The organism is Bartonella sp. AP65SXKL (genome assembly GCF_042195725.1).
In the GTDB taxonomy this organism is placed as follows: domain Bacteria; phylum Pseudomonadota; class Alphaproteobacteria; order Rhizobiales; family Rhizobiaceae; genus Bartonella.
The window spans coordinates 1-26,927 of the sequence record NZ_JBHIOW010000016.1 but is presented as its reverse complement, the minus strand read 5'-3'; the positions used below and the strand labels follow the sequence as shown (position 1 = coordinate 26,927).

General features: G+C 37.4%; 26 protein-coding genes, 3 tRNA genes and 3 pseudogenes. 25 read left to right on the top strand and 7 right to left on the bottom strand.

Annotation, left to right across the window (positions count from 1 at the left end; translation table 11 throughout):
- From ACFIMP_RS08270 to ACFIMP_RS08215, 12 genes and pseudogenes are all read left to right on the top strand, one after another.
- A partial coding sequence (locus ACFIMP_RS08270; RefSeq protein WP_375686238.1) for a phage antirepressor KilAC domain-containing protein occupies nt 1-169 on the top strand: 169 nt, incomplete at its 5' end.
- Between the two features lie 12 nt (nt 170-181).
- Nucleotides 182-499, top strand: a complete 318-nt coding sequence (locus ACFIMP_RS08265; protein WP_375607465.1) for a hypothetical protein — start codon at nt 182-184, stop codon at nt 497-499.
- Between the two features lie 12 nt (nt 500-511).
- Nucleotides 512-1,051 carry a hypothetical protein gene (locus tag ACFIMP_RS08260; protein ID WP_375613984.1) on the top strand — a complete coding sequence of 180 codons (540 nt, stop codon included), beginning with the start codon at nt 512-514 and terminating at the stop codon, nt 1,049-1,051.
- The gene (locus tag ACFIMP_RS08255; RefSeq protein WP_375613985.1) at nt 1,051-1,452 is read left to right on the top strand and encodes a hypothetical protein; all 402 of its coding nucleotides are present in this window, start codon (nt 1,051-1,053) and stop codon (nt 1,450-1,452) included. Before ACFIMP_RS08260 ends, ACFIMP_RS08255 begins: the two co-directional genes overlap by 1 nt.
- Nucleotides 1,446-1,829, top strand: coding sequence for a hypothetical protein (locus ACFIMP_RS08250; protein ID WP_273790346.1), 384 nt, complete (start codon nt 1,446-1,448; stop codon nt 1,827-1,829). Before ACFIMP_RS08255 ends, ACFIMP_RS08250 begins: the two co-directional genes overlap by 7 nt.
- 241 nt (nt 1,830-2,070) lie before the next feature.
- Nucleotides 2,071-2,880: an ERF family protein gene (locus tag ACFIMP_RS08245; RefSeq protein WP_375630319.1), complete on the top strand. Its 810-nt coding sequence runs from the start codon at nt 2,071-2,073 to the stop codon at nt 2,878-2,880.
- 1 nt (nt 2,881) lies between these two features.
- The gene (locus ACFIMP_RS08240) at nt 2,882-3,505 is read left to right on the top strand and encodes a lambda exonuclease family protein (protein ID WP_273790348.1); all 624 of its coding nucleotides are present in this window, start codon (nt 2,882-2,884) and stop codon (nt 3,503-3,505) included.
- Between the two features lie 82 nt (nt 3,506-3,587).
- The gene (locus ACFIMP_RS08235) at nt 3,588-3,854 is read left to right on the top strand and encodes a helix-turn-helix transcriptional regulator (protein WP_019221612.1); all 267 of its coding nucleotides are present in this window, start codon (nt 3,588-3,590) and stop codon (nt 3,852-3,854) included.
- A gap of 76 nt (nt 3,855-3,930) precedes the next feature.
- The gene (locus ACFIMP_RS08230) at nt 3,931-4,098 is read left to right on the top strand and encodes a hypothetical protein (RefSeq protein ID WP_167309078.1); all 168 of its coding nucleotides are present in this window, start codon (nt 3,931-3,933) and stop codon (nt 4,096-4,098) included.
- A gap of 117 nt (nt 4,099-4,215) precedes the next feature.
- Nucleotides 4,216-4,635 (top strand): hypothetical protein, encoded by a 420-nt coding sequence (locus ACFIMP_RS08225; protein WP_375607459.1) that lies wholly within the window; start codon nt 4,216-4,218, stop codon nt 4,633-4,635.
- A 36-nt stretch (nt 4,636-4,671) separates the two neighbouring features.
- Nucleotides 4,672-4,752 (top strand): annotated as a pseudogene (locus ACFIMP_RS08220) (tyrosine-type recombinase/integrase); the annotation flags it as partial.
- A 271-nt stretch (nt 4,753-5,023) separates the two neighbouring features.
- Nucleotides 5,024-5,614, top strand: a complete 591-nt coding sequence (locus tag ACFIMP_RS08215; protein ID WP_375686237.1) for an antA/AntB antirepressor family protein — start codon at nt 5,024-5,026, stop codon at nt 5,612-5,614.
- Between the two features lie 249 nt (nt 5,615-5,863).
- Here the strand turns inward: ACFIMP_RS08215 and ACFIMP_RS08210 are convergent.
- Nucleotides 5,864-5,949, bottom strand: a tRNA-Leu gene (locus ACFIMP_RS08210).
- Nucleotides 5,950-6,095: 146 nt separating this feature from the next.
- Between ACFIMP_RS08210 and ilvA the strand changes: the two genes are divergently transcribed.
- From ilvA to ACFIMP_RS08195, 3 genes are all read left to right on the top strand, one after another.
- Nucleotides 6,096-7,373, top strand: coding sequence for a threonine ammonia-lyase IlvA (gene ilvA, locus ACFIMP_RS08205; protein ID WP_375612449.1), 1,278 nt, complete (start codon nt 6,096-6,098; stop codon nt 7,371-7,373).
- 35 nt (nt 7,374-7,408) lie between these two features.
- Nucleotides 7,409-7,939, top strand: coding sequence for a hypothetical protein (locus ACFIMP_RS08200; protein ID WP_375607472.1), 531 nt, complete (start codon nt 7,409-7,411; stop codon nt 7,937-7,939).
- Between the two features lie 290 nt (nt 7,940-8,229).
- Nucleotides 8,230-9,612: a DEAD/DEAH box helicase gene (locus ACFIMP_RS08195; protein WP_375613723.1), complete on the top strand. Its 1,383-nt coding sequence runs from the start codon at nt 8,230-8,232 to the stop codon at nt 9,610-9,612.
- A 1,353-nt stretch (nt 9,613-10,965) separates the two neighbouring features.
- On the opposite strand, the gene ACFIMP_RS08190 is transcribed toward ACFIMP_RS08195, so the two are convergent.
- Nucleotides 10,966-11,040, bottom strand: a tRNA-Asn gene (locus ACFIMP_RS08190).
- A 184-nt stretch (nt 11,041-11,224) separates the two neighbouring features.
- Between ACFIMP_RS08190 and ACFIMP_RS08185 the strand changes: the two genes are divergently transcribed.
- From ACFIMP_RS08185 to ACFIMP_RS08160, 6 genes and pseudogenes are all read left to right on the top strand, one after another.
- Nucleotides 11,225-11,298, top strand: a tRNA-Cys gene (locus ACFIMP_RS08185).
- A 220-nt stretch (nt 11,299-11,518) separates the two neighbouring features.
- On the top strand, nt 11,519-12,193 hold the full coding sequence (locus ACFIMP_RS08180; protein WP_273791442.1) for a protein-L-isoaspartate O-methyltransferase family protein: 675 nt from the start codon (nt 11,519-11,521) through the stop codon (nt 12,191-12,193).
- A gap of 66 nt (nt 12,194-12,259) precedes the next feature.
- The gene (locus ACFIMP_RS08175; protein ID WP_375686236.1) at nt 12,260-13,552 is read left to right on the top strand and encodes a TolC family outer membrane protein; all 1,293 of its coding nucleotides are present in this window, start codon (nt 12,260-12,262) and stop codon (nt 13,550-13,552) included.
- A 249-nt stretch (nt 13,553-13,801) separates the two neighbouring features.
- Nucleotides 13,802-14,356 carry a DUF2497 domain-containing protein gene (locus tag ACFIMP_RS08170; protein ID WP_273791444.1) on the top strand — a complete coding sequence of 185 codons (555 nt, stop codon included), beginning with the start codon at nt 13,802-13,804 and terminating at the stop codon, nt 14,354-14,356.
- A 137-nt stretch (nt 14,357-14,493) separates the two neighbouring features.
- The gene (locus tag ACFIMP_RS08165) at nt 14,494-17,217 is read left to right on the top strand and encodes a valine--tRNA ligase (protein WP_375672127.1); all 2,724 of its coding nucleotides are present in this window, start codon (nt 14,494-14,496) and stop codon (nt 17,215-17,217) included.
- A gap of 1,040 nt (nt 17,218-18,257) precedes the next feature.
- Nucleotides 18,258-19,048 (top strand): annotated as a pseudogene (locus tag ACFIMP_RS08160) (tetratricopeptide repeat protein).
- Between the two features lie 102 nt (nt 19,049-19,150).
- Here the strand turns inward: ACFIMP_RS08160 and ACFIMP_RS08155 are convergent.
- The 5 genes from ACFIMP_RS08155 to xth form a co-directional block, all read right to left on the bottom strand.
- Nucleotides 19,151-19,897, bottom strand: a complete 747-nt coding sequence (locus tag ACFIMP_RS08155) for an amino acid ABC transporter ATP-binding protein (protein WP_273791447.1) — start codon at nt 19,895-19,897, stop codon at nt 19,151-19,153.
- Nucleotides 19,898-19,908: 11 nt separating this feature from the next.
- Nucleotides 19,909-20,625 carry an amino acid ABC transporter permease gene (locus ACFIMP_RS08150; protein WP_375612443.1) on the bottom strand — a complete coding sequence of 239 codons (717 nt, stop codon included), beginning with the start codon at nt 20,623-20,625 and terminating at the stop codon, nt 19,909-19,911.
- A 2-nt stretch (nt 20,626-20,627) separates the two neighbouring features.
- Nucleotides 20,628-21,380 (bottom strand): amino acid ABC transporter permease, encoded by a 753-nt coding sequence (locus tag ACFIMP_RS08145; RefSeq protein WP_375612442.1) that lies wholly within the window; start codon nt 21,378-21,380, stop codon nt 20,628-20,630.
- 141 nt (nt 21,381-21,521) lie between these two features.
- A complete protein-coding gene (locus tag ACFIMP_RS08140) occupies nt 21,522-22,427 on the bottom strand; it encodes a transporter substrate-binding domain-containing protein (protein ID WP_375612441.1) in 906 nt (301 codons plus the stop codon).
- Nucleotides 22,428-22,551: 124 nt separating this feature from the next.
- A complete protein-coding gene (gene xth, locus ACFIMP_RS08135) occupies nt 22,552-23,334 on the bottom strand; it encodes an exodeoxyribonuclease III (protein WP_375668574.1) in 783 nt (260 codons plus the stop codon).
- Between the two features lie 486 nt (nt 23,335-23,820).
- Here xth and rpsL point away from each other — a divergent pair, with 486 nt between their 5' ends.
- The 4 genes and pseudogenes from rpsL to ACFIMP_RS08115 form a co-directional block, all read left to right on the top strand.
- Nucleotides 23,821-24,192: a 30S ribosomal protein S12 gene (rpsL, locus tag ACFIMP_RS08130; RefSeq protein WP_005773262.1), complete on the top strand. Its 372-nt coding sequence runs from the start codon at nt 23,821-23,823 to the stop codon at nt 24,190-24,192.
- A gap of 18 nt (nt 24,193-24,210) precedes the next feature.
- On the top strand, nt 24,211-24,681 hold the full coding sequence (gene rpsG / locus ACFIMP_RS08125) for a 30S ribosomal protein S7 (RefSeq protein WP_015856589.1): 471 nt from the start codon (nt 24,211-24,213) through the stop codon (nt 24,679-24,681).
- Between the two features lie 23 nt (nt 24,682-24,704).
- Nucleotides 24,705-26,789: an elongation factor G gene (gene fusA, locus ACFIMP_RS08120; RefSeq protein ID WP_375607436.1), complete on the top strand. Its 2,085-nt coding sequence runs from the start codon at nt 24,705-24,707 to the stop codon at nt 26,787-26,789.
- Between the two features lie 62 nt (nt 26,790-26,851).
- Nucleotides 26,852-26,927: pseudogene (locus ACFIMP_RS08115) on the top strand (GTP-binding protein); the annotation flags it as partial.

The following is a 26,927-nucleotide window of genomic DNA, read 5'->3' as shown; positions in this document are numbered from 1 at the left end:
TGGAAATTTGCTTCCTTATCAAGACAAAATCCAAAAGAAACTTATGGATTGTCCAACTATCACACTTCAAACCGCAAATGGAATAGAAAAGGTCATTCCTTGCGCAAAAGTCACAGCAAAAGGAATTGGTGTGCTGTCTCAAGAGCTTAAAAGACAAAGCATGCATTAAGAGGAGGTTATCATGATAAAAAAGAAATATAAACTCACTGATGAAACAATCAAAATTGATGGAATAACGCTTTATCGCATACGCGCCTTAAAAGATTTTGATGATGTCAAAGAAGGCGACCTTGGAGGCTTTGTCGAGAGTGAATGGAATCTTAGCCATGATGATAATTGCTGGGTTGGAGGCAATGCTTGTATTTATCAAAATGCATATATCTCTGAAAATGCGAAGGTTTATGATGATGCCGAAGTTTATAATAACGCAAAAGTTCGTGGTAATGCCATAGTAGCCGGCGATACAGCATTTTATGGAAGTGACGCTATTTTAAGGTAGGGGGGATAAATCATGGAAAAAAAATACGAATTGACTGATGAAATGGATGAAGTTGGCGGACGCACGCTTTACCGCATACGTGCATTAAAAGATTTTGGAAATGTCAAAAAAGGTGACCTTGGCGGTTTTATTGAAAAGGAAGGCAATCTTAGTCATGGGGGCGATTGTTGGGTTGGAGATTATGCTAGGGTTTATGATAATGCTCGTGTTTATCAAAATGCACATATTTCCGGTTATGCCTATGTTTATGGTGATGCGCGGGTTTATGGAGATGCACTCGTTTCTGATGAAGCAAAAGTTTACAATTATGCAGAAATTTACGGTGATGCATACGTTTACGGTGACGCTAAAGTTTTTGATCATGCACATGTTTATGGCAATTCTCATGTTTATTATGAAGCATATGTTTACGATAAGGCAAGCGTTTATGGAAATGCAAAAGTTGGCGGTAATACACACATTTACGGAAATGTAAAAATTTACGGTGATGCGGATTTACGTTGTGAAGATTGGATTGGCAGCAATAGCAGAATATCCACTGGAGCAAACTAATGGAAAAGAAGTACGAACTTACTGATGAGAAAGCTGAGTTTAAAGGGGTAACTCTTCACCGTATCCGCGCTTTAAGAGACTTTGGAGTTATTAAAAAAGGTAATTTAGGCGGCTTTATAGAACATGAAAACAACCTATCGCATCATGGTAATTGCTGGGTAGGTGGTAATGCATTCGTCTTATCTTGTGCTTGCGTTTACGATAATGCTCAAGTTTATGATGATGCTGAAGTTTATGGTAGTGCACGAATTAAACATAATGCACATGTTTACGGTTTTGCCGAAGTTTATGGAATGGCAACAGTTTCCGGTAATGCACGTATTTATGGCGACGCAAAAATTTATCGTGATGCGGATATTGATGGCGATAACGTCATGTCCACTGGAGAAAAAGCATGGTGAAAAAATACGAATTGACTAATGAAACCACCGATATTGTAAGTTGCCATACATTGTACCGCATTCGTGCTTTAAGAGATTTTGATGATGTTAAGGCTGGGGACCTTGGGGGCTTTATAGAAAATGAAAGCAATCTCTCTCATGATGGCAATTGCTGGGTCTATGATAATGCTTGTGTTACTTGGGGTTCAAAAATTTATGACAATGCAAAAATTTATAATAACGCCCGAGTATATGGTGGTGGTCGCATTTTTGAAAACGCACAGATTTACGGAAATGCAATTGTTTATCCCAATGCAAGAGTTTATGGCGACGCAAAAATTTACGGAGATTCAGAGATCTGCGGAGAAAGCCGTATCACAACAAACGAGAAAAAATAAATCATGTATAAATATGGAATTAAACCTACCTTGTGTGCACAGTTAGTTTTGAGAAATACTCACAATCTAGGTGAACTTTGTATCACTATCTCTGGGTATAAAGACGAGCCTTATGTAGATACCATAATTTCTGAAGACATAATGCAGCCTATAAAATCCAAACTCTAACAACCAAACCAACTTTTAACACATGCGTGATTCACGCCACGGGTGAATTGCGCTCAAATAGGAGGAAATCAAGATGAGTGAACTAAGTACCACACAAACGGAATTAGTGGAAAAAACGAACGATTGTGAAATCAAACCTACAGCTATGGAGCTTATTTTAGAAAGAGCTTTAGAAAATGATGTCGATATGGATCGTCTCAAGCGTCTTCTTGAATTGCGAGAAAAGGAGATAGAACGACAAGAGTGTCAAAACTTTGTCCGTGATCTTTCTACTATACAAGTGGAATATAAAAATATCGAACAAAATGCCATTAATACACATACTAAAAGCCTCTATACAACGCTTGATAAATATATTGATGCTATTAAAGAACCTCTTGCAAAACATCACTTTGCCTTGTTCTCTCGTATCAAAGACCAGAGTTCAAATGACATAACTGTAGAAATGACTTTAAAGCATATATCGGGCAATGAAATATCAACACAAGGAACATTTCCCATCGATGCTACGGGAAGCAAAAATAACACACAAGCGGTTGGTTCTACTATAAGCTACGCACGTAGATATCTCTTAGGCATGCTTCTTAATGTTGCAAGAAAAGAAGACGATACAGATGGAATAACACTTCTTGCGGGTATCTCTTCTGAACAGATGAATGAAATCAAAGAATTAATTAAAAAAACACAATCTGAAGAAAGTAGGCTTCTCTCTTTCATAGGAGTAAAAAATCTAAAAGATATGTCTTTTAAACAAGCACAAACCGCTTTGTTTGCTTTGAAAAAAAAGCAGCGAAAGCAAATGAATAAAGCACAACAAGAGCAATTAGATGCACCTATACAAGATATTGAATATGCACCAACTCAACAACAAACGGCGGTGTGAAATGGAACAAAGAACAGCACAATGGTTTCAGGCCCGCTTGGGAAAAGTCACCGCTTCAAACGTTTACAACCTACTGAGTAAAACAGCAAAGGGAATGCCGACAAACAAATATGAAGACTACAAAATCAAACTTATAACAGAACGTTTAACTGGTGAAGTAAGCCAATCTTATCCAACGCCGGCTATGCAATGGGGCATTGAACATGAAGAAGATGCCTTGAAAGAATATGCATTTATTTATGATACAGAGATCATAGAGTGTGGTTTCATACAACACCCCACAATCAAAATGGCTGGTGCTAGTCCTGATGGGTTTGTTGGTGATGACGGTTTAGTTGAAGTCAAATGTCCACAATCACCAAACCATTTACGCTTCTTTATAGATGACACTATAAAGCCTGAATATAGCGCGCAAATACAATTCCAAATGGCTTGTACGGGACGAAAATGGTGTGATTTTATCAGTTATGACCCACGTTTTACGAGGCAATCAACATACTTACGCATGAAAATCAAACGCATTCACCGTGATGAAGAACACATTGAACAGATTAATCAAGCGGTCGAAGCTTTTTTAGCAGAAATAGAACAAGAGATGCAAAAGATTTTGACAAAAGCCGCTTGACGTTATGGGGGTGCTCTCTCCTCCCAGCACCCCCGCCTATTTATAATTATTCTCAACACTTAGATAATAAGGAAAGTTTTAAATGAACGAAGAAAAATTAACTGCCTCAATAGAAAAAGTAAGCTTATTCGAACAAGCTTTACTGTCGATGCGTTTGCAACGGCTTGTCAATATACAAGATCTCTCAATTTATCTCGGAATGTCAATGACATATATTAGAGAGCTTGTAAAAATCGGAGCTTTTCCTAAGCCTATACAAGAAGGACGATACCTAAAATGGGATCTTGTTGAAATTGATCGTTATATTGAAGCTAAAAAAACTGAAAGAGATTCTGTAGAATTGTCTTGAAGAAGTCCAAAGTAACGAACTGCTCGTAGAGACAGGTTAACAAAAATGACAGAAAATTATTGATAATAGCTTGATCATGAATAATTTAGTGACAATCGGTAATGATGGTATTGCCGTTAAGATCTCTTTAAAAATTACAGAGGGTGTGGGGAATAGCCACGCTACAGTTATAAAGCTTGTACATCAAAATATTGAAGACTTTCAAGAATTTGGAAGGGTTGGATTTGAAATCTCACCCTTTTGAAAAAAGGGTGTTCTATTTGCTGGAAGTTCAGTGACAAATTTGAAAAATGGAGATAAGAAACATCAACAGGCTTTAAAGCCTTCTCATAGTCAATAAATCTATTAAAAAAGGGGAAAAATGAAACAAACTTTAAAATTATTAAGCTGCATAGCTTTATTAAATATGGCTGGATGTAACTCAAAGCCTCCTTCAACATCCTTTGTTATATGGGAAAAGCCAGGTGTAAACTCTACTGAGGTAGGAAAAGCACTATTAGAGTGTGGTGCGCTATCTCCTTATAGTAGCGGTATAGACAATAGCAAATTAGGCATTCATGAATGGTCGATGATTCATGCTTGTATGATCCAATCAGGATTTCACTATAAAATTAAAGATGGGAAATGGTGTGAAAATTGTAAAGATGATAGGATTCCGGTATATTCTCTTAATAGTTCTATCAAGACTCAAAGAAGTGTTGAGAGACGCTTAAACAGCTCGTTTTGTAAAAACGACGGTATAATAAAACTTCTCAATATCAACACTCCGTTTTGCAATTGATCATCAACAATCAAAATGCTGTATGGGATAGTAATAGCTTATATGCGAACAGATTTTTTGGAACAACGCCATGCTCTCTTGGAACAGTGGGCTGCATTTATAACAGGAGCGACTTGACAGGATTATAACAATGTGTCTATTGTCGAATCAGGTGCCTAAGAAACATCTTGAATCGATAGCGGATAGATTGCCGAAACAATCTTTTCTCCGCGCCTTAAAGACTTTGACTCGTTGTATGCGTGTAGCATATAAAGGTTTTGTCGGGTGTAGCTATGCCATACAATACCCTTATGGGGAAAGCATAGCGACGGACTATCGACCGTGTTTCTTAGCGCCCGGCATTCCTCTGGAATGTCAATAAGAAACCTCTAATCGATAGGAGTTCATTATGAACATTCTTATAAAAATTACGGAACAAACAATTGATCAAGAAATAGTTCAAACAGTAAATGCACGTGAGTTGCATACGTTTTTGAAGGTCACATCTCGTTTTAACGATTGGATTATTAATCGTATTAAAGAATACGGTTTCCTAGAAAATAAGGACTTTGTGAGTTTTACTAAAAATTTAGTAAAACCTAATGCCCATCAAGAAAATCAAGGTGTTATGAGTTTCGGTAAAAATTTACCGAAACCTAAAGGTGGTCGTCCAAGTATCGAATATCACCTCACTCTAGACATGGCAAAAGAGCTTTCCATGGTTGAACGCAATGAGAAAGGCAGACAAGCTCGTCGTTACTTTATTGAGTGTGAGAAAAAGTTAAAAAGCCAATCTGTTGATTATGATAATGATACACGCTTTGATTTACCAAGCCATTGGGAGGGTATGAGTGCTGGTGAAAAAGCTTTGTATCTTTTAGGTCCTATCCATGTGCGTTTTGTTGATGCTTTTAGAGTCGATGAAGAGAATAGAAAATATAAAGCTCTCATTAAAGAAGCTAAGCGGGTTTTAGCAAGGTCTGTTACGAAAGCTGCTTAGTTTGGAAAATTGATTCTATCTCCTCGTCTTTTATGGCGGGGAGGGGAATTGGGGAGTCGAAGCAAAACATGGTATGGTGATTTAGTTCCAAAATATGCCTCAAAAAAGCAGCAATGATTCGTATTTTAGTACTATCTCAATACCATCTGATAGCGTTATGATAGGGTTTTAAAAGGTGGTTTAGAAGGTGGTTTAATTTTTTCTAATTTCTAATAAATTACTGAAAAATAAGGGGAAATCCACATATCGTGGTGCGGACGGCGGGACTTGAACCCGCAAGGTCTTCGACCGGCAGATTTTAAGTCTGCTATGTTTACCGTTTTCATCACGTCCGCGATGTGAGTTCTCTCATAAGCTATATCTTTTATTGAATCAAGAATTAATGACAAAAGAAACATTTTTCATTTTTTAGTGAAATTTTGACTGACAATAGTTTCCTTTATCGATAGAAAAAGCTTTTATAATGTAAATAAAGTATGAAATGATTAGTGTTATGAGTCAATTTATTCAAGACGTCACAAAAGCTATGGTGGGATTGCATCACGTGTTTGCTGAAACACCACTTCAAAGAAATGATTTTCTTAGTCAAAAGTATGATGCAGAAATTTATTTAAAGCGTGAAGATTTAACACCGGTGCGGTCTTATAAGATTCGTGGTGCTTTCAATTTTGTTTCAGAAATGCTTAGCTGTATATCACCAGATTCTGCATTTGTTTGTGCTTCAGCGGGGAATCACGCGCAAGGGGTTTCTTTTGTTTGTCGTTATTTTAAACGTAAAGGCGTGATTTTCATGCCTATGACAACGCCACAACAAAAAATTGAAAAAACACGTATTTTTGGTAAAGAATTCATTGATATTCGTTTGGTTGGTGAAACATTTGATCAATGTTATGAAGCTGCGCAATCCTTTGTCGTAGAGAGCGGTGGTGTAATGGCTCCACCTTTCGATGATATTCGCATTATTACAGGGCAGGCAACAGTGCTTTGTGAAGCTGCTTTACAATGGAAAAAACTCAATGGAGAAAGTGAGCCAGATTTGATGATTGTGCCGGTAGGGGGGGGTGGTTTGGCAAGTGGAGTGAGCAAGTTTTTACATGAATATGGTTGGAAAACAAAGCTTCGTTTTGTTGAGCCGCAAAGAGCTGCAAGTTTGCTTGCTTGTTTGGAGAGTGGAAAACGCGTCAAGCTTGAAAGCATTGACACTTTTGTAGATGGTGCTGCTGTGGCTGAAATTGGTGCTCTAAACTATACAATTCTAAAGCAATTTCCCCCTGATTCTGTCATTACGGTTCCTGAAAACCGCGTTTGTTCTACGATGGTTGAAATGCTTAATGTTGAAGGTGTGGTTCTGGAACCGGCTGGTGCTTTATCGATTGATGCGCTTAACAGTATTCCTCCTCAAGAGTTAAAGGGGAAAAAAATTCTTCTCGTTATTTCAGGAGGTAATTTTGATTTTGAGCGTTTGCCAGAAATTAAAGAGCGTTCTTTACGTTTCCAAGGGTTGAGAAAATATTTTATTTTTAGTTTTCCGCAACATCCTGGTGCATTGCGTCATTTTCTTTCCACATTATCACCAGATGATGATATCGTACGTTTTGAATATCTTAAAAAGTCAGCGAGAAACTTTGGTTCTGTATTGGTTGCGATTGAAACAAAAAAATACGGTAATTTTTGTCTTTTAGAGGAAAAATTTCAAGCGTTAGGTTGGCGTTATCGTGATATTACTGATGATCAAACGTTATTTGATTTTGTTATTTGAGAAACTGAAATTTTACTAAAACAAGAAGTATAATGATGAAACCTATTTTTTATTCGGTGCTGAGTCTATTTTTCTTTTTGATTGTTAATCAACAGAGTTTAGCATCTCAGCCAACAATAGTACAAAAAGATGAACTTTCAAGAGTCGTTGTTGATGTCAATAATGCTATAAAAAATGGGGATTTTATGCCTATTTCTCGTTATATGCCTGAGCGGCTTTATAAAGAGATGGCACATCGATTGAATACAACAGAGAGTGCTTTACGTAGTGATTTTCTTCAACAGTTGCATAAGAAATTTGAGGGGTTGCCTTCTGGTGCTTATTATTTAGATAAAGAAAATATAGAGTATTTACAAACTGATAACGGTACTTTGTATGCTTTAATTCCAACAGTTCTTGAGATGAAAGATCGCATCATTCAATATAAAACTTTGGCGATTTTTGATAAAAACCAATGGTATTTAATTTATGGCGGTCAAAAAACTTTACAAAATCCAGTTTTTCTCGAGATTTATCCTGATTTTATCAAGGTACATTTACCGATGGACACAATCATCAAAAAGTAAACGATCTAAATATTGTTTTTATTCATGATAAATGTATTTCGTAAAGTTCTTGCTTTTTTATCATAATCCAAAGATAATAGAGATGAAGGCATTTAGGCTGGTTTGTTGGCTTTTTGTAAAGTGAGGTTTATACGCCTTTATCTTGATTTCAAGGTGTTCATGAGTTGCGCAAGCCGCTTTTTAGGCGTTGCTTCATTTAAAATGTCAGGGATTTCTCTTGCGCGGATTCTTGAGTGGAGAGTTCAGATGGTTACTTCTTTTGAGTTCTTCAGTTAAGGAAAGATTTTATTTTGCCTATAAAAGAAGAAAATGTTTTTACAAAGTTAGGTTTGCCTACTCTTTTGATTAAAAATTTACTCATTGCTGGGATGAGTAAACCTAAACCTATACAAGAACAAGCTATTCCAGTGATGTTGAAAGGACACGATATTTTAGGTGTTGCTCAGACAGGCTCTGGAAAAACCTTGGCATTTGGTTTACCTATTTTAAGTCAGATTTTGGCTTTGGGTGATAAACGCTGTCCTAAAACTGCACGCGCTTTGATTTTAGCTCCAACGCGTGAACTTGCTGTTCAGATTGATGAAACGATCCGTACTGTGGCGAAAGGAGCACATCTTTCAACATGTCTTATTTTTGGGGGCGTATCACGTTTAAAACAAATTAAACGTATGGAAGCAGGTGTGGATGTTTTGATAGCGACTCCAGGGCGTTTGAGAGATCTTGTTCGTGAAAAGTGTGTTGATCTTTCCCAATCTCGTTTTTTGATTTTGGATGAAGCAGATCGTATGTTGGATATGGGGTTTATTCATGATGTTAAGCAAATTGCAAAGCTTTTGCATCAAGAGCGTCAGACAGCACTCTTTTCTGCAACAATGCCGAGGGAAATTGCTGTGCTTGCAAAATGTTTACTCAATGATCCGGTTAAAATTGAAGTTGTTCCTCAAGGTACTACGGCTGTAGAGATTTGCCAAAAATTATATTGTGTTCCTACGAATGAAAAAAAGAATGTTTTAAGTAAACTTTTGACAAATCCAGCTTTTGATTCGGTTATTGTTTTTACTCGAACTAAACATGGGGCAGATGCTGTCACACGTAGTTTAGAAAAGATAGGATATTTAGTCGCAACAATTCATGGAAATAAATCACAAGGTGCTCGCCAGTCTGCTTTAAAAGCTTTTCGTGAAAGATCGGTACAGATTCTTGTTGCAACAGATATTGCTGCACGCGGTATTGATATACCAGGGATAAGTCACGTTATTAATTACGACTTACCAGATGAAGCTGAAAGTTATGTACATCGTATTGGTCGTACAGGACGTAATGGCGCATCTGGTGTAGCACTTACGCTTTTTGATGAGAAGATAGAAAGGTCCCGCTTGCGTGCTATAGAGCGCTTGATTCGTATGAAATTGGTGGCTGAGTCTGTTCCAGAACAATTTGCAGCGTTTCCAGAAAAGCCAATTGTGCGAGAAAGTAGAGAAAAAGCAAATGATAAGGAACGCCGTTTTAAAAAATCTAAACGTCAAAAACAGTTTGTAAGTCGAAAAGATGATGCTGCACAGTTGCAACGAAAGAATTCTTCACCTCAAAATGAGAGGCATAAAAAAGCAAAAGCAGTAGTAAAGCGTGCAAAGCCTCTTCGTTTTCGAAAATCAGTTAAGAGGGCTGCTTAGATAAAGTCTTGAAAAAAGATCATGTACTGGAGATTTTTTACTTTTGTTGATTTATTCTCAATTGAAAAGAGCTATAAAATACTCTTGTCAAAGTAAGAAGATCCTTTAGAGGTTTTCATTTTTTAGAAATGAAAACTTCTAACTTTTTGGATTTATTAAAAATCTTTATTGTAGAGGCAATTATTTATTTGCTTTATTCCTATTTTTTTTAAATGGGAATAAAAGTAGATTTTATTTATATAAAACTATTTTTATAAAGGATGTGTTTTATCTTTAATGATAACTTTTAATTTTAAAATTGATGTCTAATAATAACTCATTGTTTTATATATTGAATAATTCATTATATCGTATTTTTTTCATTTTTAAGTTATTTATGCGGATCAATCAAAAGTATTCGCTTGCACGTGATGTGTGAAGTTGTCATATAGATAATCATTTGAAAAATAAATAAAATAATTTTTATAAACTCTTTCCAAGGCAATGGGGGATTGCTGAGATTGAGAGTTGGAAAATAGTACGATGGTATGGCTTTTATTATAAATAAAGATGGGGCTGATCAATCGATTTCATTTTATACCATTTACGGGGGTGTCATTGTGAAAGAGTGTTGGGGTATTTAAGAGATATCTCTTTAAAAAAGCATGTGACTGCATAATACAATAGCGAGAATGTCATGATTTCTGAAGGCTTTCTCAGGATTCTTAACAATTTAGCTCGTTATCTTGGTTTTTACTGTAAAACTATTATTTGGGGGATATAAAGCCTATAAGATTTTATGTATTAAATGTTTTATGACAGTGTGGTGAACAAGGCAAGGTTGTTTGTAAAGCGTTGAAGTGGTTAGCAGGAGGAATAACCTGTTAGATAAGACGTCGGAGCGTTTACAGACTTGTTTTATGTTTTTTGCTTTTAGGATGGGGAGGGGGTTATGTGGGGTGTATGGAGATAATATATGACCTTGATTATTGTTTCTTCCATTTTTCAAAATGATTGCTTAATGAGCAGGTTTTTAAGTTTAACTCCTTTATTAAGTAGAAATCATTCTTTCTTTGGAAAAAAATATATGAGACCGATTCATTGCTGATGGAGCTTAATAACTCATCTCTGATGAAAGAAATCGTAATTTATAATGTGCAAATAATTGCTGTGTCCTCTTATAAAGGCGCGGTAGTTTGAAAAAAGTATTTAAAATGAATCAATCGCTTTTTGCGTTCATTGCAAAAAATACATCCGGTAGGATATTGCGTTTCTACTTTATTGCAAAAATCCTATTCCATTACTTTTATTAACGAATCCCTCATGTCTAAAAACTTTAGAAAAAACAACAAATTACGTAGAATAAAAGAAAAGTGGCTCCCCGGGCCGGATTCGAACCAGCGACCAACCGGTTAACAGCCGGTTGCTCTACCGCTGAGCTACCGGGGAACGGTGCCCAATCATTTAATTGAAAAGGCTATAGCAAAGCAATACTGATTTGCAAAGGATAAAATTACTTTTTTTAAAAAAATATGATAAATTGTGTAATAAGAGGAAAAAAGGCGAGAGAAGATTTCTACACCTTGACGGATGCGTTGCCTTCCCTTATTGAAACCTTTATGTTTGTTGACGAGGCCTCGTGGCGGAATGGTTACGCAGAGGACTGCAAATCCTTGTATCCCGGTTCGATTCCGGGCGAGGCCTCCAGCCGATTTTAAACGAAACGGCTTTTAAGGGAGATGAGGTATAGGAAAATAGATTATTTCCCTCTATTCTTGTGAAGACACTTTTGTATGAGAGATTATACAGTTAAAATCTAATTGTTGACTGTAGCATCCTTTTTTGTAATGCCCATAGTTTAAGAGATCTTTATCCCTTATTGTCGCTGTTTGGTTTGTTTTTTGTAGGTTAGGAGAAAATATTCGTTATGGTTGCAGATTTTGCTGAGCTTCGTCGCAAAATGGTTGACAATCAAATTCGTACAGTCGATGTAACGGATTTATCAGTTCTTGAAGCCTTTTTAACGGTGTCTCGTGAAGATTTTGTATCGGAAGATATGAAAGTGTTAAGTTATCTTGATACCGATATTGTTCTATGTCCAGAGCAAGATGGGGTTCCTGCACGCTATTTGATGAAACCTGCATCTCTAGCGAAATTACTACAGCTTGCCGCTTTAAAATCATCAGATGTTGTTTTAGATATTGGTGCAAATAGTGGTTATTGTGCAGCGTTGCTTGCAAAACTTGCAGGGTCTGTGATTGCGCTGGAAAGTAATAAATCTCTCTTTGAACGTGCTCTTGAAGCTTTAGAACGTAATCAATGTGATAATGTGGTTGTCGTTCATGGTCCATTAGAGCAAGGATATGCTGTTGAGGGACCTTATGATGTGATTTTCATTGAGGGATCTGTTGATTTTATTCCTCAGGGTATCTTTGATCAAATGAAAGACTGTGGACGTCTTGTTGTGGTTGAAGGGTATGGAAATGCTGCTGTTGCACAAATCTATATAAAAGAAGATGGGATCATCTCGGCTCGTCGTGCTTTTAATCTCGCTGTAAAGCCTCTTCCTTGTTTTTTCAAAACACCTGGTTTTGTGTTTTAGTGCTTGTTTGTTTTGTGAATAAAAGATAATTTTGTAATTTATTTGGGGTTTGTTATTGTGTGTATTATGTTTAGAATAAACAAGAAGTTTCAGGCGTGTTTATTACTGGTGTTGAGTGTTTTACTATCAGAGACTGTTTGTGCTGAAACATTGATGGATGCCTTTTCTAAGGCTTATAAATATAATGCTAAGTTGAATAGTGAACGTGCAGCTGTGCGTATATCCAGTGATGATGTTGTCATTGCGCGATCAGGGTTATTGCCACAAGTTGAGGGGGTTGGGAACTATGGGCGGAATAAGTCTTTTACAGGTCCTTATGTCACTTCTGGATCTATAGGAGTGAGATTAAATCAAAGATTATTTGATGGTTTTATCACGCAAAATATCTTTTCTTCAGCTCAAGTTAAGTTGCAGGCTCAGCGTGAATATCTTCGTAATGTTGAACAAAATACGTTTCTAGAGGTGGTGACCGCTTATGCTAATGTCTATCACGCACGTCGTGTTGCCGATCTTCGGAGAGAAAATTTGGCAGCTCTTGAGGAACACGTTCGTTCCAATAAAGCAAAATTTGATGTGGGTGAAGGAGGGCATGTTGATCTTGCTCAAGCTCAAGCTGCACGTTCCGTGGCGGTTTCAGAGCTGAGTCTTGCTCGTGCTGATGTAAAAGCAGCAGAGGCAGTGTATCGACAAGTTATTGGTTCTGATCCTGAAAAGTTAAAACGCCCACCTCTAGCCAATGATTTTCCCGTCAACCTTGATATGGCTTACCAAATGAGCGTTGTGATGCATCCAGCAATCCTTTATGCTAAATATTTAGTTGATGCGAGTGTTTATAATGTAAAGGCGAAAGAAGGGGCATTGCTCCCTAAAGTTGATTTTTCTGCAACAGCATCTTATAATCGAATCTACAGCGGGGTTGGAGAAGATGGCGTTTCTAAATCTGTAGGATTGTCAGTAAGTGTCCCAATCTTTGAAGGAGGGCGTACGTCTGCGCAAATTCGCCAATCAAGGGAACAGCTTGGACAGGCGCAGCTTCAACTCGATTTGGCGCATAGTAATACGAGGCAAGCACTGACTTCTGCTTGGTTTCAGTTGGAGGGTGCACGCTCATCTGTTATTGCTTACCGTGAAAGTGTTCGTGCTGCTGAAATTGCTCTGAAAGGTCGTGTTCAAGAAAATCGCGTAGGGCAAGCAACGACGCTGGATGTTTTAAATTCTCGTACTCTATTGATTAATGCTCAGATTGCGCTTGCAATGGCGGAGCGTAATGCTGTTGTGGCGAGCTATAGTGTTCAATCTTCTATTGGTAAATTGACTGCAAGTTATTTAGGTTTAAAAACAATTAAATATATCCGATAATGTATAAAAATATCTCTTTAATCTTAAATTAGTTTAGTTTTTAAAAGATTAGTAAATCAACAGTTGAATATGTTAAAAAATATTGCGGCGAGATGTTATTTTTATAAAGTGTAGAAAACTGTGTGTAGCGCCCTCTTTATGACAAGCATATTTGAAAATATCGTGGGAGGCATGTTGATCTTATAATTCTTTTGCATACACTGAAAATATGATTCTATTTGTTGTTGCGTCTTTGAGAGGTTGTAAAGTATGGTACAGAGTTCAAGCGTGTTACGTGAGCCAAGTATGGATGAAATTTTAACATCTATTCGTGAAATAATCGAAGAAAATGCGGTTCAATCTGATCACTTTTTAAATGAAGATGTTGCAGTGAATGCTTCAGAAGTTGCATCAGAGAGTATTTATGATACAGCCTTATCGGTTGATGATGCTATGAAAGCTTTAGCTGATCGTATTGGTCTTTCTTCTGAAAATCAAGGGGGGAAGATAACGCAAGAGAAAGAGGATATAGAGGCAGAAAATAATACAGTTGGTATGGATATGCAAAAGATGAAGCTTTCTTCTGAAGAACGGAATTCTGTTTATAAAGCAAAAGAATATGAAGATGAGATAAGGAAATCACAGTCAGACGCTGGAAGGGATGGTCATGTGGAATTGTCTGCATATTGTATTTCTTCTGCAGAAAAGATTGCAAAGGATGTGTTGCGTCCGGCTATAGCAGAATGGTTACAGTCTAAATTGCCTATTTTGCTGGAAGATATTTTGCGTGAAGAGATTGTGAAGGCGATTAAAAAATCGTCTTAATTATTTTTATGTTTTTCATTTTATGGGGATTTTGTTTGCGATTTTGCGAGCTCTCTAGTGAATGGCTGAGATTCACGAGATTCTGATCAGGTTTTGATCATATATTGTGTTTTTCAGCGGCGTTATGGATGGATAGAATGTTAGAAAAAAACTATGATGCTTCCTCTATAGAGCAACGGGTTGCAAAGAGATGGGAGACTCGTGGGGCTTTTAAAGCGGGAGCTGGTTCTAAAAGCGATGCAGAACCTTTTTGCGTTATGCTTCCACCTCCTAATGTTACAGGCTCACTTCATATGGGGCATGCGCTCAATACGACAATTCAAGATATAATAGTTAGATTTCAGCGGATGCGTGGCAAAAATGTGTTGTGGCAGCCTGGTATGGATCATGCTGGGATTGCTACGCAAATGGTTGTGGAACGTCAACTTGCAGAACGTCAAGAGCCAACGCGTCAAGAAATGGGGAGAGAAAAGTTTATTGAGCGTATTTGGGAATGGCGTTATGAAACTGGAGGCGTTATTGCAAACCAGTTGCGTCGCCTTGGGGTTTCATGTGATTGGTCGCGTGAGCGGTTTACAATGGATGAGGGGTTGTCGCAGGCGGTTCGTGAAGTCTTTGTCACGCTTTATAAGCAAGGGTTGATATATAGGGATAAGCGCCTCGTCAATTGGGATCCTAAATTGTTGACAGCTATTTCAGATCTTGAAGTTGAGCAAAAAGAAGTTCAAGGACATTTGTGGCACTTTAGATATCCACTTGAAGGTAAAACTTTTGATCCAAATGATGCTACAACTTTTATAACAGTGGCGACAACACGACCAGAAACAATGCTTGGTGATACAGGAATTGCTGTTAATCCTGAAGATGAGCGTTATAAACATCTTATCGGTAAAAATGCTCTTTTGCCGCTTGTTGGTCGTAAGTTATTAATTGTTGGTGATAGCCATGCTGATCCTGAGGCTGGAAGTGGTGCTGTAAAAATCACACCAGCTCATGACTTTAATGACTTTGAAGTAGGACAGCGTAATCATTTACGCTTGATCAATATTTTTACCCAGCAAGCCGAGATTTTTCTTCGTGAAAATGAAGCATTTTTCGATGGTTTGATTTTATCAGATGAATTAAAAATGTTAGTAGAAAATCTCGATAAATCTGATCGTTTTGTTGCTCGCCAGAAGATTGTTTCTTTGATGGAAGAACAGGGATATTTAGCTTCTGTTGATGATCATACCCATATGGTTCCTCATGGAGATCGCAGTGGTGTCCCTATTGAGCCTTTTTTGACAGATCAATGGTATGTTCATGCTGCTGAATTAGCAAAGCCAGCGATAGAGGCTGTTCAACAAGGCAAAACGCAGTTCGTTCCCGATAACTGGAAAAAGACGTACTTCAATTGGATGGAAAATATTCAACCTTGGTGCATTTCTCGCCAATTATGGTGGGGACATCAGATTCCTGCTTGGTATGGTCCTGATGGAACGGTTTTTGTTGAAAAAAGTGAAAAAGAGGCTTTAGATTCAGCTTTTGCTCATTATGGTGAGGTTGTTGACTTAATCCGTGATCCGGATGTTTTAGATACGTGGTTTTCATCAGCTCTTTGGCCTTTTTCAACATTAGGATGGCCAAATAAAACGACTGAATTATCTACTTTTTACCCAACATCTTTATCTGTGACAGGATTTGATATTATTTTTTTCTGGGTTGCTCGTATGATGATGATGGGACTTCACTTTATAGGTGACGTTCCTTTCCCAACGGTTTATGTGCATGCTCTTGTGCGGGATCAAAAGGGCGCAAAGATGTCAAAATCAAAGGGAAATATTATTGATCCCTTAGAGCTTATTGATCAATATAGTGCTGATGCACTTCGATTTACTTTAGCTATTATGGCAGCACAAGGTCGTGATGTAAAACTTGATGTTTCCCGTATTGCTGGTTATCGTAATTTTGCTACGAAATTGTGGAATGCTACCCGATTTGCACAGATGAATGGTGTGAAGCATGATCCAGCTTTTAAACCAGAACAAGCAAAATTGGCGCTTAATCGTTGGATTTTAACAGAGTTATCTAAAACAATTTCAGCAGTTACGACTGGTATTGAACACTATAAATTTAATGAGTCTGCTGCCACTCTTTACCGTTTCATTTGGAATACATTATGTGATTGGTATTTGGAGCTTCTCAAACCTATTTTTCAGGGGGAAAATGAAGATGCTAAAAATGAGGCTCAAGCTTGTACTGCTTGGGTTTTAGATGAAGTTTATAAACTTCTTCATCCTTTTATGCCTTATATGACGGAAGAGTTGTGGTCTCTTACAGAAACGCAAGCCATCAAGCGTGAGGATATGCTCGCATTGACAAAATGGCCAGAGGAAACATTGATAGATGAAGAAGCTGCTGATGATATTAATTGGCTTATTGATGTCGTCACAGGGATTCGGTCTGTACGTTTTGAAATGAATATTCCAGTGGCTACACAAGCACCTCTTGTTGTTGTCGAAGGAGGGGAAGTAACGCGAGAGCGTGTGAAGCGTTATGATGCACTTCTTAAAAAATTAGCGCGTATTGAAGTTATTGATTTCTCTGATAAAGTTCCGGAAGTATCAGCACAAATGATTTTGGGAGAGGCTGTTTTTTGTTTACCATTAGGACAGTTGATTGATTTGGAGGCTGAACGTGTTCGTTTGAGGAAGGATGTCAGTAAAATTGAACAAGATATTGAAAAAATATCGCTTAAGTTAAACAACCCCCAATTTATAGCAAATGCAAAAGCAGAAATTGTTGAGCGTGAGCGGAATAGGGTTGTAGAACTGCGTGCAGCGCAGAAAAAAATATTTGTTGCTTTAGAGCGGTTAGATTGATTTCAACTTTTTATTTTTTTGATAGATAATTGCATACCAGTAGGGCTAGTATAGATCTTCTTTAAAAGGAAACTTTTTCTTTTGTTAGTTTTTCATGAACGATCATAAAATCTCTACTGAAATCCATTGTTTTATGTTTATCATTAAAGAGACATCTTTTAAGGCATCCAAGCTTATTCCACGACGTAGATCATGAATGGTATAACGGTAAATCTATTGAGCTTCCCTTCTTTATGCTTGTGAAGTAACAAGCGCTGGGGGCACCATTCTGTCCAATATCCGGACAACCCTTAGCTCAAACCGTTCGTAAGAGGCATTTTTAGTTCTTTCTTACACAGAGTTTTTATCCACATAGCTCTCTCTACTTGTAATGTGCAAGCGGATGGTTTTGATTGATTTAACATGGAACAAGTTTGGAATGAGAGAATCTTACGATATTCGAGGTCCTCATTCAACATGCAAAATGGTAAAGTATCATTAAAATCAATATCTTGTTTTATTTCTGTAAAATATCATCATTTAGAGTAGCAATATAAGGCATGTAAAATTACATATGTGGTATTTTTTGTATGTAGTGGTGAGTATTCTGAGGTAAAACTTGTGTGTAAAGTATGAAGTAACCCCATGTGAAATGATGTTAGGTGCAATCCGTTAAACAAAAAGCTGTATTGTTTATAGATTGACGGAGGCAAAAAACTTCATCTTTAAGGTGGTAAGGCAGTCGTGAAGTTATAAGTTAACTATCATCATTATATTTATCCATCTTTCGTATTGTTTTTTATACTCAAACGTTTACCATTCATCATGTATTCTCTTCGTTCTCAAGTTGCTGTTTAATGCACGTTATTCTATTGAACGATTTTTGCTCATACGTATAAAATTTTAAGATCGATAAATCCTATTGGATGGTTTTTATCTATTTGTTTTTTCTTTTAAAATTTTTACTTTAAAATTGCGTATGCTTCTTACTAAGAAAAAGAGTTTAAATATCTACAAAGAAATTTGTAACAGATATAATCATTAAAATTGAGGTAGGGGGAATGGTTAATAGGTTTCAGATATGGAAAAAAGTCACGATTGTTGTGATTTTAGAGGGATTCTTTTCGACTGTTTATGTAATAGATGTCAATAGCTTGCAAGAAGCGAATGATGGTTCGTTTTATTTTTTAAAACGTGGCATGTCTGTTTATAAAAATGGGCATATAACTCAGGCTATTGCAGCATTACGTTGTGCTGCTAAGAGAGGCTATATTGGTGCGAATTGGAAACTTGGCTCTATCTATGCAAACGGTGATGGTGTCCCTAAAAATGATTATAAGGCATATAATTTTTTTGCATATATTGTTGAAAAAGGTGCTGATCTTGGTTCAGAGGATGAAAGTTATGTTTCTGATGCATTGATTAAACTTGCCGGATATATAAAAAAAGGTATTCCTCAATCACCTGTGAAACCTGATCCTTCTTATGCTTCTCATCTTTATATGCAGGCTGCGGTAAACTATGGAAATCCTAAAGCTCAGTATCATTTAGGAAAAATATTTTTAAAGGGAGAGGGAAGGGAGAAAAATCTTATACAAGCAGCACGATGGTTTCAACTTTCAGCAAAAAAAGAAAATCCTTCTGCCCAAGCAATGCTTGGAAATATACTGCTTAAAGAAGGAAAAATTGTCCGTGGGGCAGCAATGTTAACTGCTGCCTATAAAAAGCTAACGTAAAAGACGAAAATTGGATTCACCCTTTGCAAGAAGAGGCTTTTGCTCTTTGTAATGAATCTGAGAGACGTACAGCAATTTCACTGGTTGTTGAGATTTTAAAGAATAACAGTTTTTAAACATCTGATTGTAATATTTTTACATTCTCTCATCTTATATTAAACTCTGTTTTCTTGTATACAAGTTCATAGTAAAGATAGCTTTTTTTGATAATCTAACGGCTAATGACTTAGGATTTTAGACAAAAATTCTTGCGTTCTCGGTTTTCTTGCTTGCGGATCAGAAAAGAACTCTTTAGATGAGCAGTCTTCAAGAATTGTTCCTTGATCTATGAAAATAACACGCTCCGATACTTTTTGTGCAAATCCCATTTCATGGGTTACACAAATCATCGTCATACCTTCTTCTGCTAAGCTAATCATGACATCGAGTACTTCACCTACCATTTCAGGATCTAGAGCAGATGTTGGTTCATCAAAAAGCATGACAAGTGGATCCATAGTTAAGGCACGTGCAATAGCAACACGTTGTTGTTGCCCTCCAGAAAGTTGACCAGGATATTTATCTTTGTGTTCAATGAGTCCAACGCGTTCAAGATATAACAATCCACGTTCAAGTGCTTCTTTTTTGCTTCGTTTTAGGACTTTGATTTGTGCAATTGTCAAATTTTCTGTGACAGATAAATGGGGGAAAAGCTCGAAGTGTTGAAACACCATTCCTACCTGACTTCGCAATTTAGGCAGATTCGTTTTTTTTGAATGAACTGGTATTCCATTAATCCAAATTTCACCTTTTTGAAAAGGGACGAGAGCGTTAATAGTTTTAATGAGTGTTGACTTTCCTGAGCCTGATGGACCACAAACGACAACGACTTCTCCTTTATTAATGTTGGTTGTACAGTTTTTAAGGACTTTAATTTCGCCATACCAATTAGAAACATTTTTTATTTCGATCATATGAGTAGACATTTTTTTTCCTGTTAGCGAATAATGGATACTTTTTTTTGTAAATACAAAACTATTTGTGACAGTGTAAAACAGATAACAAAATAGAAAATAGCTGCTAAGATATAAGCTTCTTGCTTTACACCAAAATTATTAGCAGCAATATCAAAACCATTCAAAAGGCTATGACCACTGATGGCATAAACAAGGGTTGTATCCTGAAAAAGGATAATAACTTGTGTTAAAAAGACTGGAAGCATATCTCTAAAGGCTTGAGGAAGAATGACAATGTACATACTTTGCCAATATGTCATTCCAAGAGCTTGTCCTGCATATTTTTGTCCTTGCGGAACTGAATTGATTCCAGCACGCATAATCTCAGCAAAATAAGCCGTTTCAAATGCGGTAAAGGTAATGAGTGCTGATTTATTTGCACCAATGGATATACCAGTTAAAAAAGGCAGAAGCACGAAAAACCATAAGATAACCATCACAAGTGGTATTGAACGCATAGCTGTTATGTAACTGATTGCAAACCAAGAAAGAAGTTTTATGGAAGAAAGGCGCATCATTGCTAAAAGTGTGCCGAAAACAAACCCCAATACCGTTGCAAAAAGAGTTAGAAAAACGCTAAAGAGTAAACCTGATAAAATGTAAGAACGAAATACATCAAAGGTAAAAAAGGAAAAATCAAAGTCGGAAAAATTGAAAGGAAAATAAAGTCCAAACTGAGAGCTTATGAAATTCACCATATTCAATTTCCCTTTGTTTGAAAATTAGGAATTTTGAGTATTTGTTCAATGACTGTCATCACAATGAATACGAATAAGGCTATTAGAATATAAAGGATCGTAACAAGCAAATAATTTTCGTAAACATGGCTTACTTCTTCAATTGTTTGGTATTGAAATTGCATGAGCTCATTTATTGAAACGGCGAATGCTATAGATGAATTTTTCACAATCCCCATTGCTTCTGAAGTAAGAGGTGGCATAATTGCACGTATAGCACGTGGTAGTATAATATAGCGATAACTTTGATAAGTTGTAAATCCCATTGCCATAGCAGCATAGCGTTGTCCAGAAGGAATCGCTTCAATGCCTGAACGAACCTGTTCAGCAATGCGTGCAGATGTAAAGAATCCCAATGCGCATGTTATTAAGAGAATGGGGGAAAATTTCATCGCTGGTGGATAAATCTTCGGAACAACAAAATACCACAAAAACACTTGTACAAGGAGGGGAATATTACGCATAATCTCTACCCAAATAGTACCGATAGTGCGAAATATATAATTGATTATGGATGTTTTGGGTAAAGTGCGCATTGTTCCTATAATAACACCACACAATACAGCTAATATAAGTGAAGTGATAGACAATATAATTGTATTTTTTAAGCCATCGAGAAGTGTATCTAAATAGGTATGACTTACGCCGGGAGTTCCCAAGCATCCTGTTACCAATGTTTGAGTAAGGTCATCTCTACAAAGGAAAGAAAAGTCCATTAATTGATATTCCCTCAAATTAGTCATTCACAAATAGGACAATAAACCACGCGCATCTACATAGTCCAGATTTATTAAAAAGTGAATTAAAATATAAACCACACTCAATTTCAAAAGAGTGTGGTTCTTCTTTATTAAACTCTATAAATCTTTTTCTGCGTAGCTTTCTCGAGGCTTATTATTTGGGTGATCCCAAGCATATCTTGTTTGTTTTGATAAGGGAAGGTTCATAACAGTGTTAGCAGGTGGGATCGGTTTCATAAACCACTTATTATAAAGCTTTTCCAGTGATTCATCTTTAATCTGACGTACGATACTATCGTTGATTGTTTGTTCAAATTTTTTGTCATTTAATCTGAGCATACAGGCAATAGGTTCGACTGAAAGTACAGTATCAAGAATGACATAATCAGATGGATTCTTTGATTTAGCAATATGTCCAGCAAGAATTGAAGCGTCCATGACAAAAGCATCTGCCTTACCAGATTCTAATAATAAAAAACTATCTCCGTGATCTTTCCCCTTTAAAACTTTAAACTGAATGTTTTTTGCACGTTTATTTTTACGAATAAGTTGAACAGATGTTGTACCGGTGGTCGTTGCAACTGTTTTTCCATTTAAATCCTCAAGAGATTTAATGTTAGAGTTTTTCTTTACAGCAATCCGAACCTCTTCAATGTATGTCGTATAAGCAAATGCTGCTTCTTTACTGCGGGCAATATCATGTGTTGTTGAGCCGCACTCAAAATCATAGGTTTTATTTTTTAAGAGAGGAATTCTATTTTGAGAAGTGATGGGAAGATAATGAACTTTAATTGGTTTACCAATTTTTTTTGAGATATCATCAATGATCCGTTCTGCCATTTCTGTATGAAAACCTACATATTTATTATTACCAAGGGCGTAGGCTAAACCAGATGATTCACGGACACCTAAAGTAATTTCCCCTGTTCGTTTTATTTTTTCAAGAGTATCATGTTCAGCATGCGCGAAACTTGAGAATCCAATGGCCGTTGCTGCAATAAGCATTAATAATGATTTCTTCATTTATGTCCTCCATTCATTTATTTTTATTTTATTTGCTTAAGATATACTGTTTATATGCTGTAGCATAGTTATTATTTTTGAGTGGAATTTTTTTGTTGTCTCATGAAATGAGGATTTTACTTTCTTAATTGATATTAAGGTGAATCCAAACAGGAACGTGGTCGGATGGTTTTTGATATCCCCTTACTTCTGTTTGGCTATGAGCGCAAATTAATTGATCAACAGCTTCTGGTGATAATAATAAATGATCAATGCGAATCCCATTATTCTTAGGCCAAGCACCTGCCTGAAAATCCCAAAAACTGAAGGAGGGAGTATCGGTGACATTCCGGATAGCATCATAAAAACCTAAATGAAGAATACGTTGGAATGCTTTTCTTGTTTCTCCAAGAAATAAGGCATCTTGATACCATTCTTGAGGTTTTTTTGCATCTAATGGAGTGGGGATGACATTATAATCACCTGCTAGAATAAGAGGTTCTTCATACGCAAGCAATGATTTTGCATGTGTATATAATCTTTCCATCCATTCTATCTTATAGGAATATTTTTCACTCTCAATAGGATTCCCATTTGGCAAATAGAGAGATGCAACACGAACAACACCTTTGTTTGTTGAATAAACAGCTTCAATGTAACGTGTTTGTTTATCATTATCATTGCCTGGTAATCGACGGATCACTTCATCTGGTGTTTTTTTAGAGAGAATCGCAACGCCATTAAAACTTTTTTGTCCGTGTGTTTCTATATGGTAACCTAAATTTTCAATTGTATCGCGTGGAAAATTTTCATCAATACTTTTAATTTCCTGTAAACAGACTATGTCCGGTTGGCTTTGCTGCAGCCATTGACATAATGTTTCATGTCGCGCTTTTATTCCAGCAATATTCCACGTTGCTATTTTCATGGTGCTCATCATTAGATATCAAATATGCAATTCAATTTACTGCTATGTTTTACTACAGTCATATCGCTACTTTTTTATTTATAGGGGATATTACTTATGGTAAATTGATTTATCAAGAGTAGCGGTAAAAGCAAATTTAAAGCTTTAAAATTTAATTTATTTTCATTTTTAAAAACTTTCTGCTGTTTAGTTCTTGACGAATGTACGTGTTCTCGCTATTAGAGATGGACATAACCGATGTGAATGTAATCAGGTGTTTTGGATATGAACCGGATTATTCACAGGTGTTAAGAAGATTAAAAGCAAATGCTAGTGCAAAAGGCTATTGCCTTCTCTGCTTATGGTCGGGTAAACTGTTTTTTGCAGGTGTGCCCGATTTTGTGTGTAGACTTAGATATCTGCTCCGATTTTGTTGGGGTGGATAGAGATGAAAATAGAAAAGCCCGATTGGGTGAGACGAATGTAGATCGAAAAGAGGAAGGTTGCATGCCTACCGTAAACCAGTTGATTCGCAAGCCGCGTGTAGCGCCAGTTAAACGTAATAAGGTTCCTGCTCTGCAGTCGAATCCGCAGAAGCGTGGTGTTTGTACGCGTGTTTATACGACAACACCGAAGAAACCTAATTCTGCTCTTCGTAAAGTTGCTAAAATTCGCTTGACGAATGGATTCGAGGTGATTGGTTATATTCCTGGAGAGGGACATAATCTTCAAGAGCACTCTGTTGTAATGATTCGTGGTGGTCGTGTGAAAGATTTGCCAGGAGTTCGTTATCACATTATTCGTGGTTTGCTTGATACGCAGGGTGTCAAGAATCGTAAACAGCGTCGTTCAAAGTATGGCGCAAAGCGTCCAAAATAATATTGAGAGACAAAGCCAATGTCCCGTCGTCATAGAGCAGAAAAGCGTGAGATTAATCCAGATCCAAAATTTGGTGATTTGGTTATTATGAAATTTATGAATGCCATTATGTTTGATGGTAAAAAATCAGTTGCAGAGCGTATTGTTTATGGTGCGCTCGATTCTGTAGAAAAAAGAGTAAAAACAGATCCTGTGGCTCTATTTCATCGAGCTTTAGAGAATGTTGCTCCTCACATTGAGGTTCGTTCACGCCGTGTTGGTGGCGCTACTTATCAAGTTCCGATTGATGTTCGTCCTGATCGTCGTCAGGCTCTTGCTATTCGTTGGTTGATTGCGGCGGCACGTGGTCGAAATGAAACGACGATGATTGAGCGTTTATCTGGTGAATTGATGGATGCGGCTAATAATCGTGGTTCTGCCGTGAAAAAGCGTGAAGATGTTCATCGTATGGCTGAAGCTAATCGTGCTTTTTCTCACTATCGCTGGTAGAAGTTTTAAACAAGGCAAATATAATGGCTCGCGAATATAAAATTGAAGATTATCGTAATTTTGGTATTATGGCGCATATTGATGCTGGTAAGACTACGATGACTGAACGTATTCTGTTCTATACCGGTAAGAATCATAAAATTGGCGAGACCCATGATGGTGCTTCTACGATGGATTGGATGGAGCAGGAGCAGGAGCGCGGTATTACGATTACGTCTGCTGCGACAACGACGTTTTGGGAAGGGCAGGACGGTCGGAAGCGTCGCTTTAATATTATTGATACGCCAGGGCACGTTGATTTTACGATTGAAGTTGAGCGCTCTTTGCGTGTTCTTGATGGTGCAATAGCCTTGTTGGATGCAAATGCTGGTGTGGAGCCTCAGACGGAAACTGTTTGGCGGCAAGCTGAGAAGTATCGCGTGCCTCGTATGGTTTTTGTTAATAAAATGGACAAAATAGGAGCTGATTTTTATCGTAGTGTGGAGATGGTTGGTTCTCGGTTAGGTGCTAAAGCGCTTGTTTTGCAGTTGCCGATTGGTGCTGAAAATGACTTTGAAGGTGTTGTTGATCTTGTAGAAATGAAGGCTTTAAAGTGGGATGGTTCTATTGGTGCCTCGGCAGTGATAAGTGAAATTCCCTCTGATTTAAAGGAGAAAGCTGAAGAATATCGCGAGAAATTGATTGAGATGGCTGTGGAGGTTGATGAAGCTGCGACAGAGGCTTATTTGGAAGGTGTTATGCCAACCAACGAGCAGCTTGTTTCTCTCATTCGTAGGGGGACAGTAGAAGTTCAGTTTCATCCGGTTCTTTGTGGTACGGCTTTTAAAAACAAGGGGGTGCAGCCACTTTTGGATGCTGTTGTTTCCTATCTTCCTTCTCCAATTGATATTCCGGCGATTAAGGGTATTGATGTAAAGACTGAGGCTGAGACGACACGCGAATCTTCTGATGATGCTCCGTTATCTATGCTTGCTTTTAAAATTATGAATGATCCTTTTGTTGGTTCATTGACGTTCTGTCGTATTTACTCAGGTAAAGTTCAGAAAGGTATTTCTCTTGAGAATACTGTGAAAAAGAAAAAAGAGCGTTTGGGGCGTATGCTTCAAATGCATTCAAATTCTCGTGAGGATATTGAAGAAGCATTTGCTGGTGATATTGTTGCTCTTGCAGGACTTAAGGAGACGACAACAGGGGATACTCTTTGTGATCCTTTGAAACCTGTTATTTTGGAGAGGATGGAATTTCCAGAGCCTGTTATTGAGATTGCAATTGAACCGAAGACAAAAGCAGATCAAGAAAAAATGGGTATTGCTCTTAACCGTCTAGCAGCCGAAGATCCTTCATTTCGTGTTAAATCGGATGAGGAATCTGGTCAGACTATTATAGCTGGAATGGGTGAGCTTCATCTTGATATTATTGTTGATCGTATGCGGCGTGAGTTTAAGGTTGAAGCAAATGTTGGGCAGCCTCAAGTTGCTTATCGTGAGTCAATTACTAAAATGGCGGAAATTGATTATACGCATAAGAAACAATCGGGTGGTGCAGGTCAATTTGCTCGTGTGAAAATTGTTTTTGAGCCTCATGATGGTGATGACTTTATTTTTGAGTCAAAGATTGTTGGTGGTGCTGTTCCTAAAGAATATATTCCCGGTGTCCAAAAAGGGATTGAGAGTGTTATGGGGTCAGGTCCTCTTGCGGGCTTTCCTATGCTTGGTGTAAAAGCGACTCTCATTGATGGTGGCTATCACGATGTTGATTCTTCGGTTTTGGCTTTTGAGATTGCTGCTCGTGCGGCTTTTCGTGATGGGGCAAAGAAGGCTGGTGCACAGCTTCTTGAACCGATCATGAAGGTGGAAGTTGTTACTCCAGATGATTATGTTGGTGATGTTATTGGTGATCTCAATTCTCGTCGGGGGCAAATTTCAGGAACTGAAGCGCGCGGCATTGCAACGGTTGTGAATGCAATGGTTCCTTTGGCAAATATGTTTGGTTATGTGAATACTCTTCGCTCTATGAGTCAGGGGCGTGCGCAGTATACAATGCAGTTTGATCATTACGAGCCTGTGCCTTCAGCTGTTGCTTTGGAGATTCAAAAGAAATACGCGTAATTTCAGGTTGGTAATTAATTTTTAACTTAGTCCTTGGCTTGGACGGAAAATGGAGAGCTCAAATGGCGAAGAGCAAGTTTGAACGAACAAAACCGCATGTTAATATTGGTACGATTGGTCACGTTGATCATGGGAAGA

Excerpts from the sequence above, each read along its gene's own strand:
- ACFIMP_RS08215 (WP_375686237.1), top strand. The coding sequence starts at position 5,024 with ATGAACATTCTTATAAAAATTACGGAACAAACAATTGATCAAGAAATA.
- ACFIMP_RS08245 (WP_375630319.1), top strand. The coding sequence starts at position 2,071 with ATGAGTGAACTAAGTACCACACAAACGGAATTAGTGGAAAAAACGAAC.
- ACFIMP_RS08250 (WP_273790346.1), top strand. The coding sequence starts at position 1,446 with ATGGTGAAAAAATACGAATTGACTAATGAAACCACCGATATTGTAAGT.
- ACFIMP_RS08260 (WP_375613984.1), top strand. The coding sequence starts at position 512 with ATGGAAAAAAAATACGAATTGACTGATGAAATGGATGAAGTTGGCGGA.
- ACFIMP_RS08255 (WP_375613985.1), top strand. The coding sequence starts at position 1,051 with ATGGAAAAGAAGTACGAACTTACTGATGAGAAAGCTGAGTTTAAAGGG.
- ACFIMP_RS08150 (WP_375612443.1), bottom strand. The coding sequence starts at position 20,625 with ATGGTGAATTTCATAAGCTCTCAGTTTGGACTTTATTTTCCTTTCAAT.
- ACFIMP_RS08180 (WP_273791442.1), top strand. The coding sequence starts at position 11,519 with ATGGTTGCAGATTTTGCTGAGCTTCGTCGCAAAATGGTTGACAATCAA.
- ACFIMP_RS08175 (WP_375686236.1), top strand. The coding sequence starts at position 12,260 with ATGTTTAGAATAAACAAGAAGTTTCAGGCGTGTTTATTACTGGTGTTG.
- ACFIMP_RS08235 (WP_019221612.1), top strand. The coding sequence starts at position 3,588 with ATGAACGAAGAAAAATTAACTGCCTCAATAGAAAAAGTAAGCTTATTC.
- ACFIMP_RS08230 (WP_167309078.1), top strand. The coding sequence starts at position 3,931 with ATGAATAATTTAGTGACAATCGGTAATGATGGTATTGCCGTTAAGATC.
- ACFIMP_RS08200 (WP_375607472.1), top strand. The coding sequence starts at position 7,409 with ATGAAACCTATTTTTTATTCGGTGCTGAGTCTATTTTTCTTTTTGATT.
- rpsL (WP_005773262.1), top strand. The coding sequence starts at position 23,821 with ATGCCTACCGTAAACCAGTTGATTCGCAAGCCGCGTGTAGCGCCAGTT.
- ilvA (WP_375612449.1), top strand. The coding sequence starts at position 6,096 with ATGATTAGTGTTATGAGTCAATTTATTCAAGACGTCACAAAAGCTATG.
- ACFIMP_RS08170 (WP_273791444.1), top strand. The coding sequence starts at position 13,802 with ATGGTACAGAGTTCAAGCGTGTTACGTGAGCCAAGTATGGATGAAATT.
- fusA (WP_375607436.1), top strand. The coding sequence starts at position 24,705 with ATGGCTCGCGAATATAAAATTGAAGATTATCGTAATTTTGGTATTATG.
- ACFIMP_RS08225 (WP_375607459.1), top strand. The coding sequence starts at position 4,216 with ATGAAACAAACTTTAAAATTATTAAGCTGCATAGCTTTATTAAATATG.
- ACFIMP_RS08140 (WP_375612441.1), bottom strand. The coding sequence starts at position 22,427 with ATGAAGAAATCATTATTAATGCTTATTGCAGCAACGGCCATTGGATTC.
- ACFIMP_RS08240 (WP_273790348.1), top strand. The coding sequence starts at position 2,882 with ATGGAACAAAGAACAGCACAATGGTTTCAGGCCCGCTTGGGAAAAGTC.
- ACFIMP_RS08165 (WP_375672127.1), top strand. The coding sequence starts at position 14,494 with ATGTTAGAAAAAAACTATGATGCTTCCTCTATAGAGCAACGGGTTGCA.
- rpsG (WP_015856589.1), top strand. The coding sequence starts at position 24,211 with ATGTCCCGTCGTCATAGAGCAGAAAAGCGTGAGATTAATCCAGATCCA.
- ACFIMP_RS08155 (WP_273791447.1), bottom strand. The coding sequence starts at position 19,897 with ATGTCTACTCATATGATCGAAATAAAAAATGTTTCTAATTGGTATGGC.
- xth (WP_375668574.1), bottom strand. The coding sequence starts at position 23,334 with ATGAAAATAGCAACGTGGAATATTGCTGGAATAAAAGCGCGACATGAA.
- ACFIMP_RS08145 (WP_375612442.1), bottom strand. The coding sequence starts at position 21,380 with ATGGACTTTTCTTTCCTTTGTAGAGATGACCTTACTCAAACATTGGTA.
- ACFIMP_RS08265 (WP_375607465.1), top strand. The coding sequence starts at position 182 with ATGATAAAAAAGAAATATAAACTCACTGATGAAACAATCAAAATTGAT.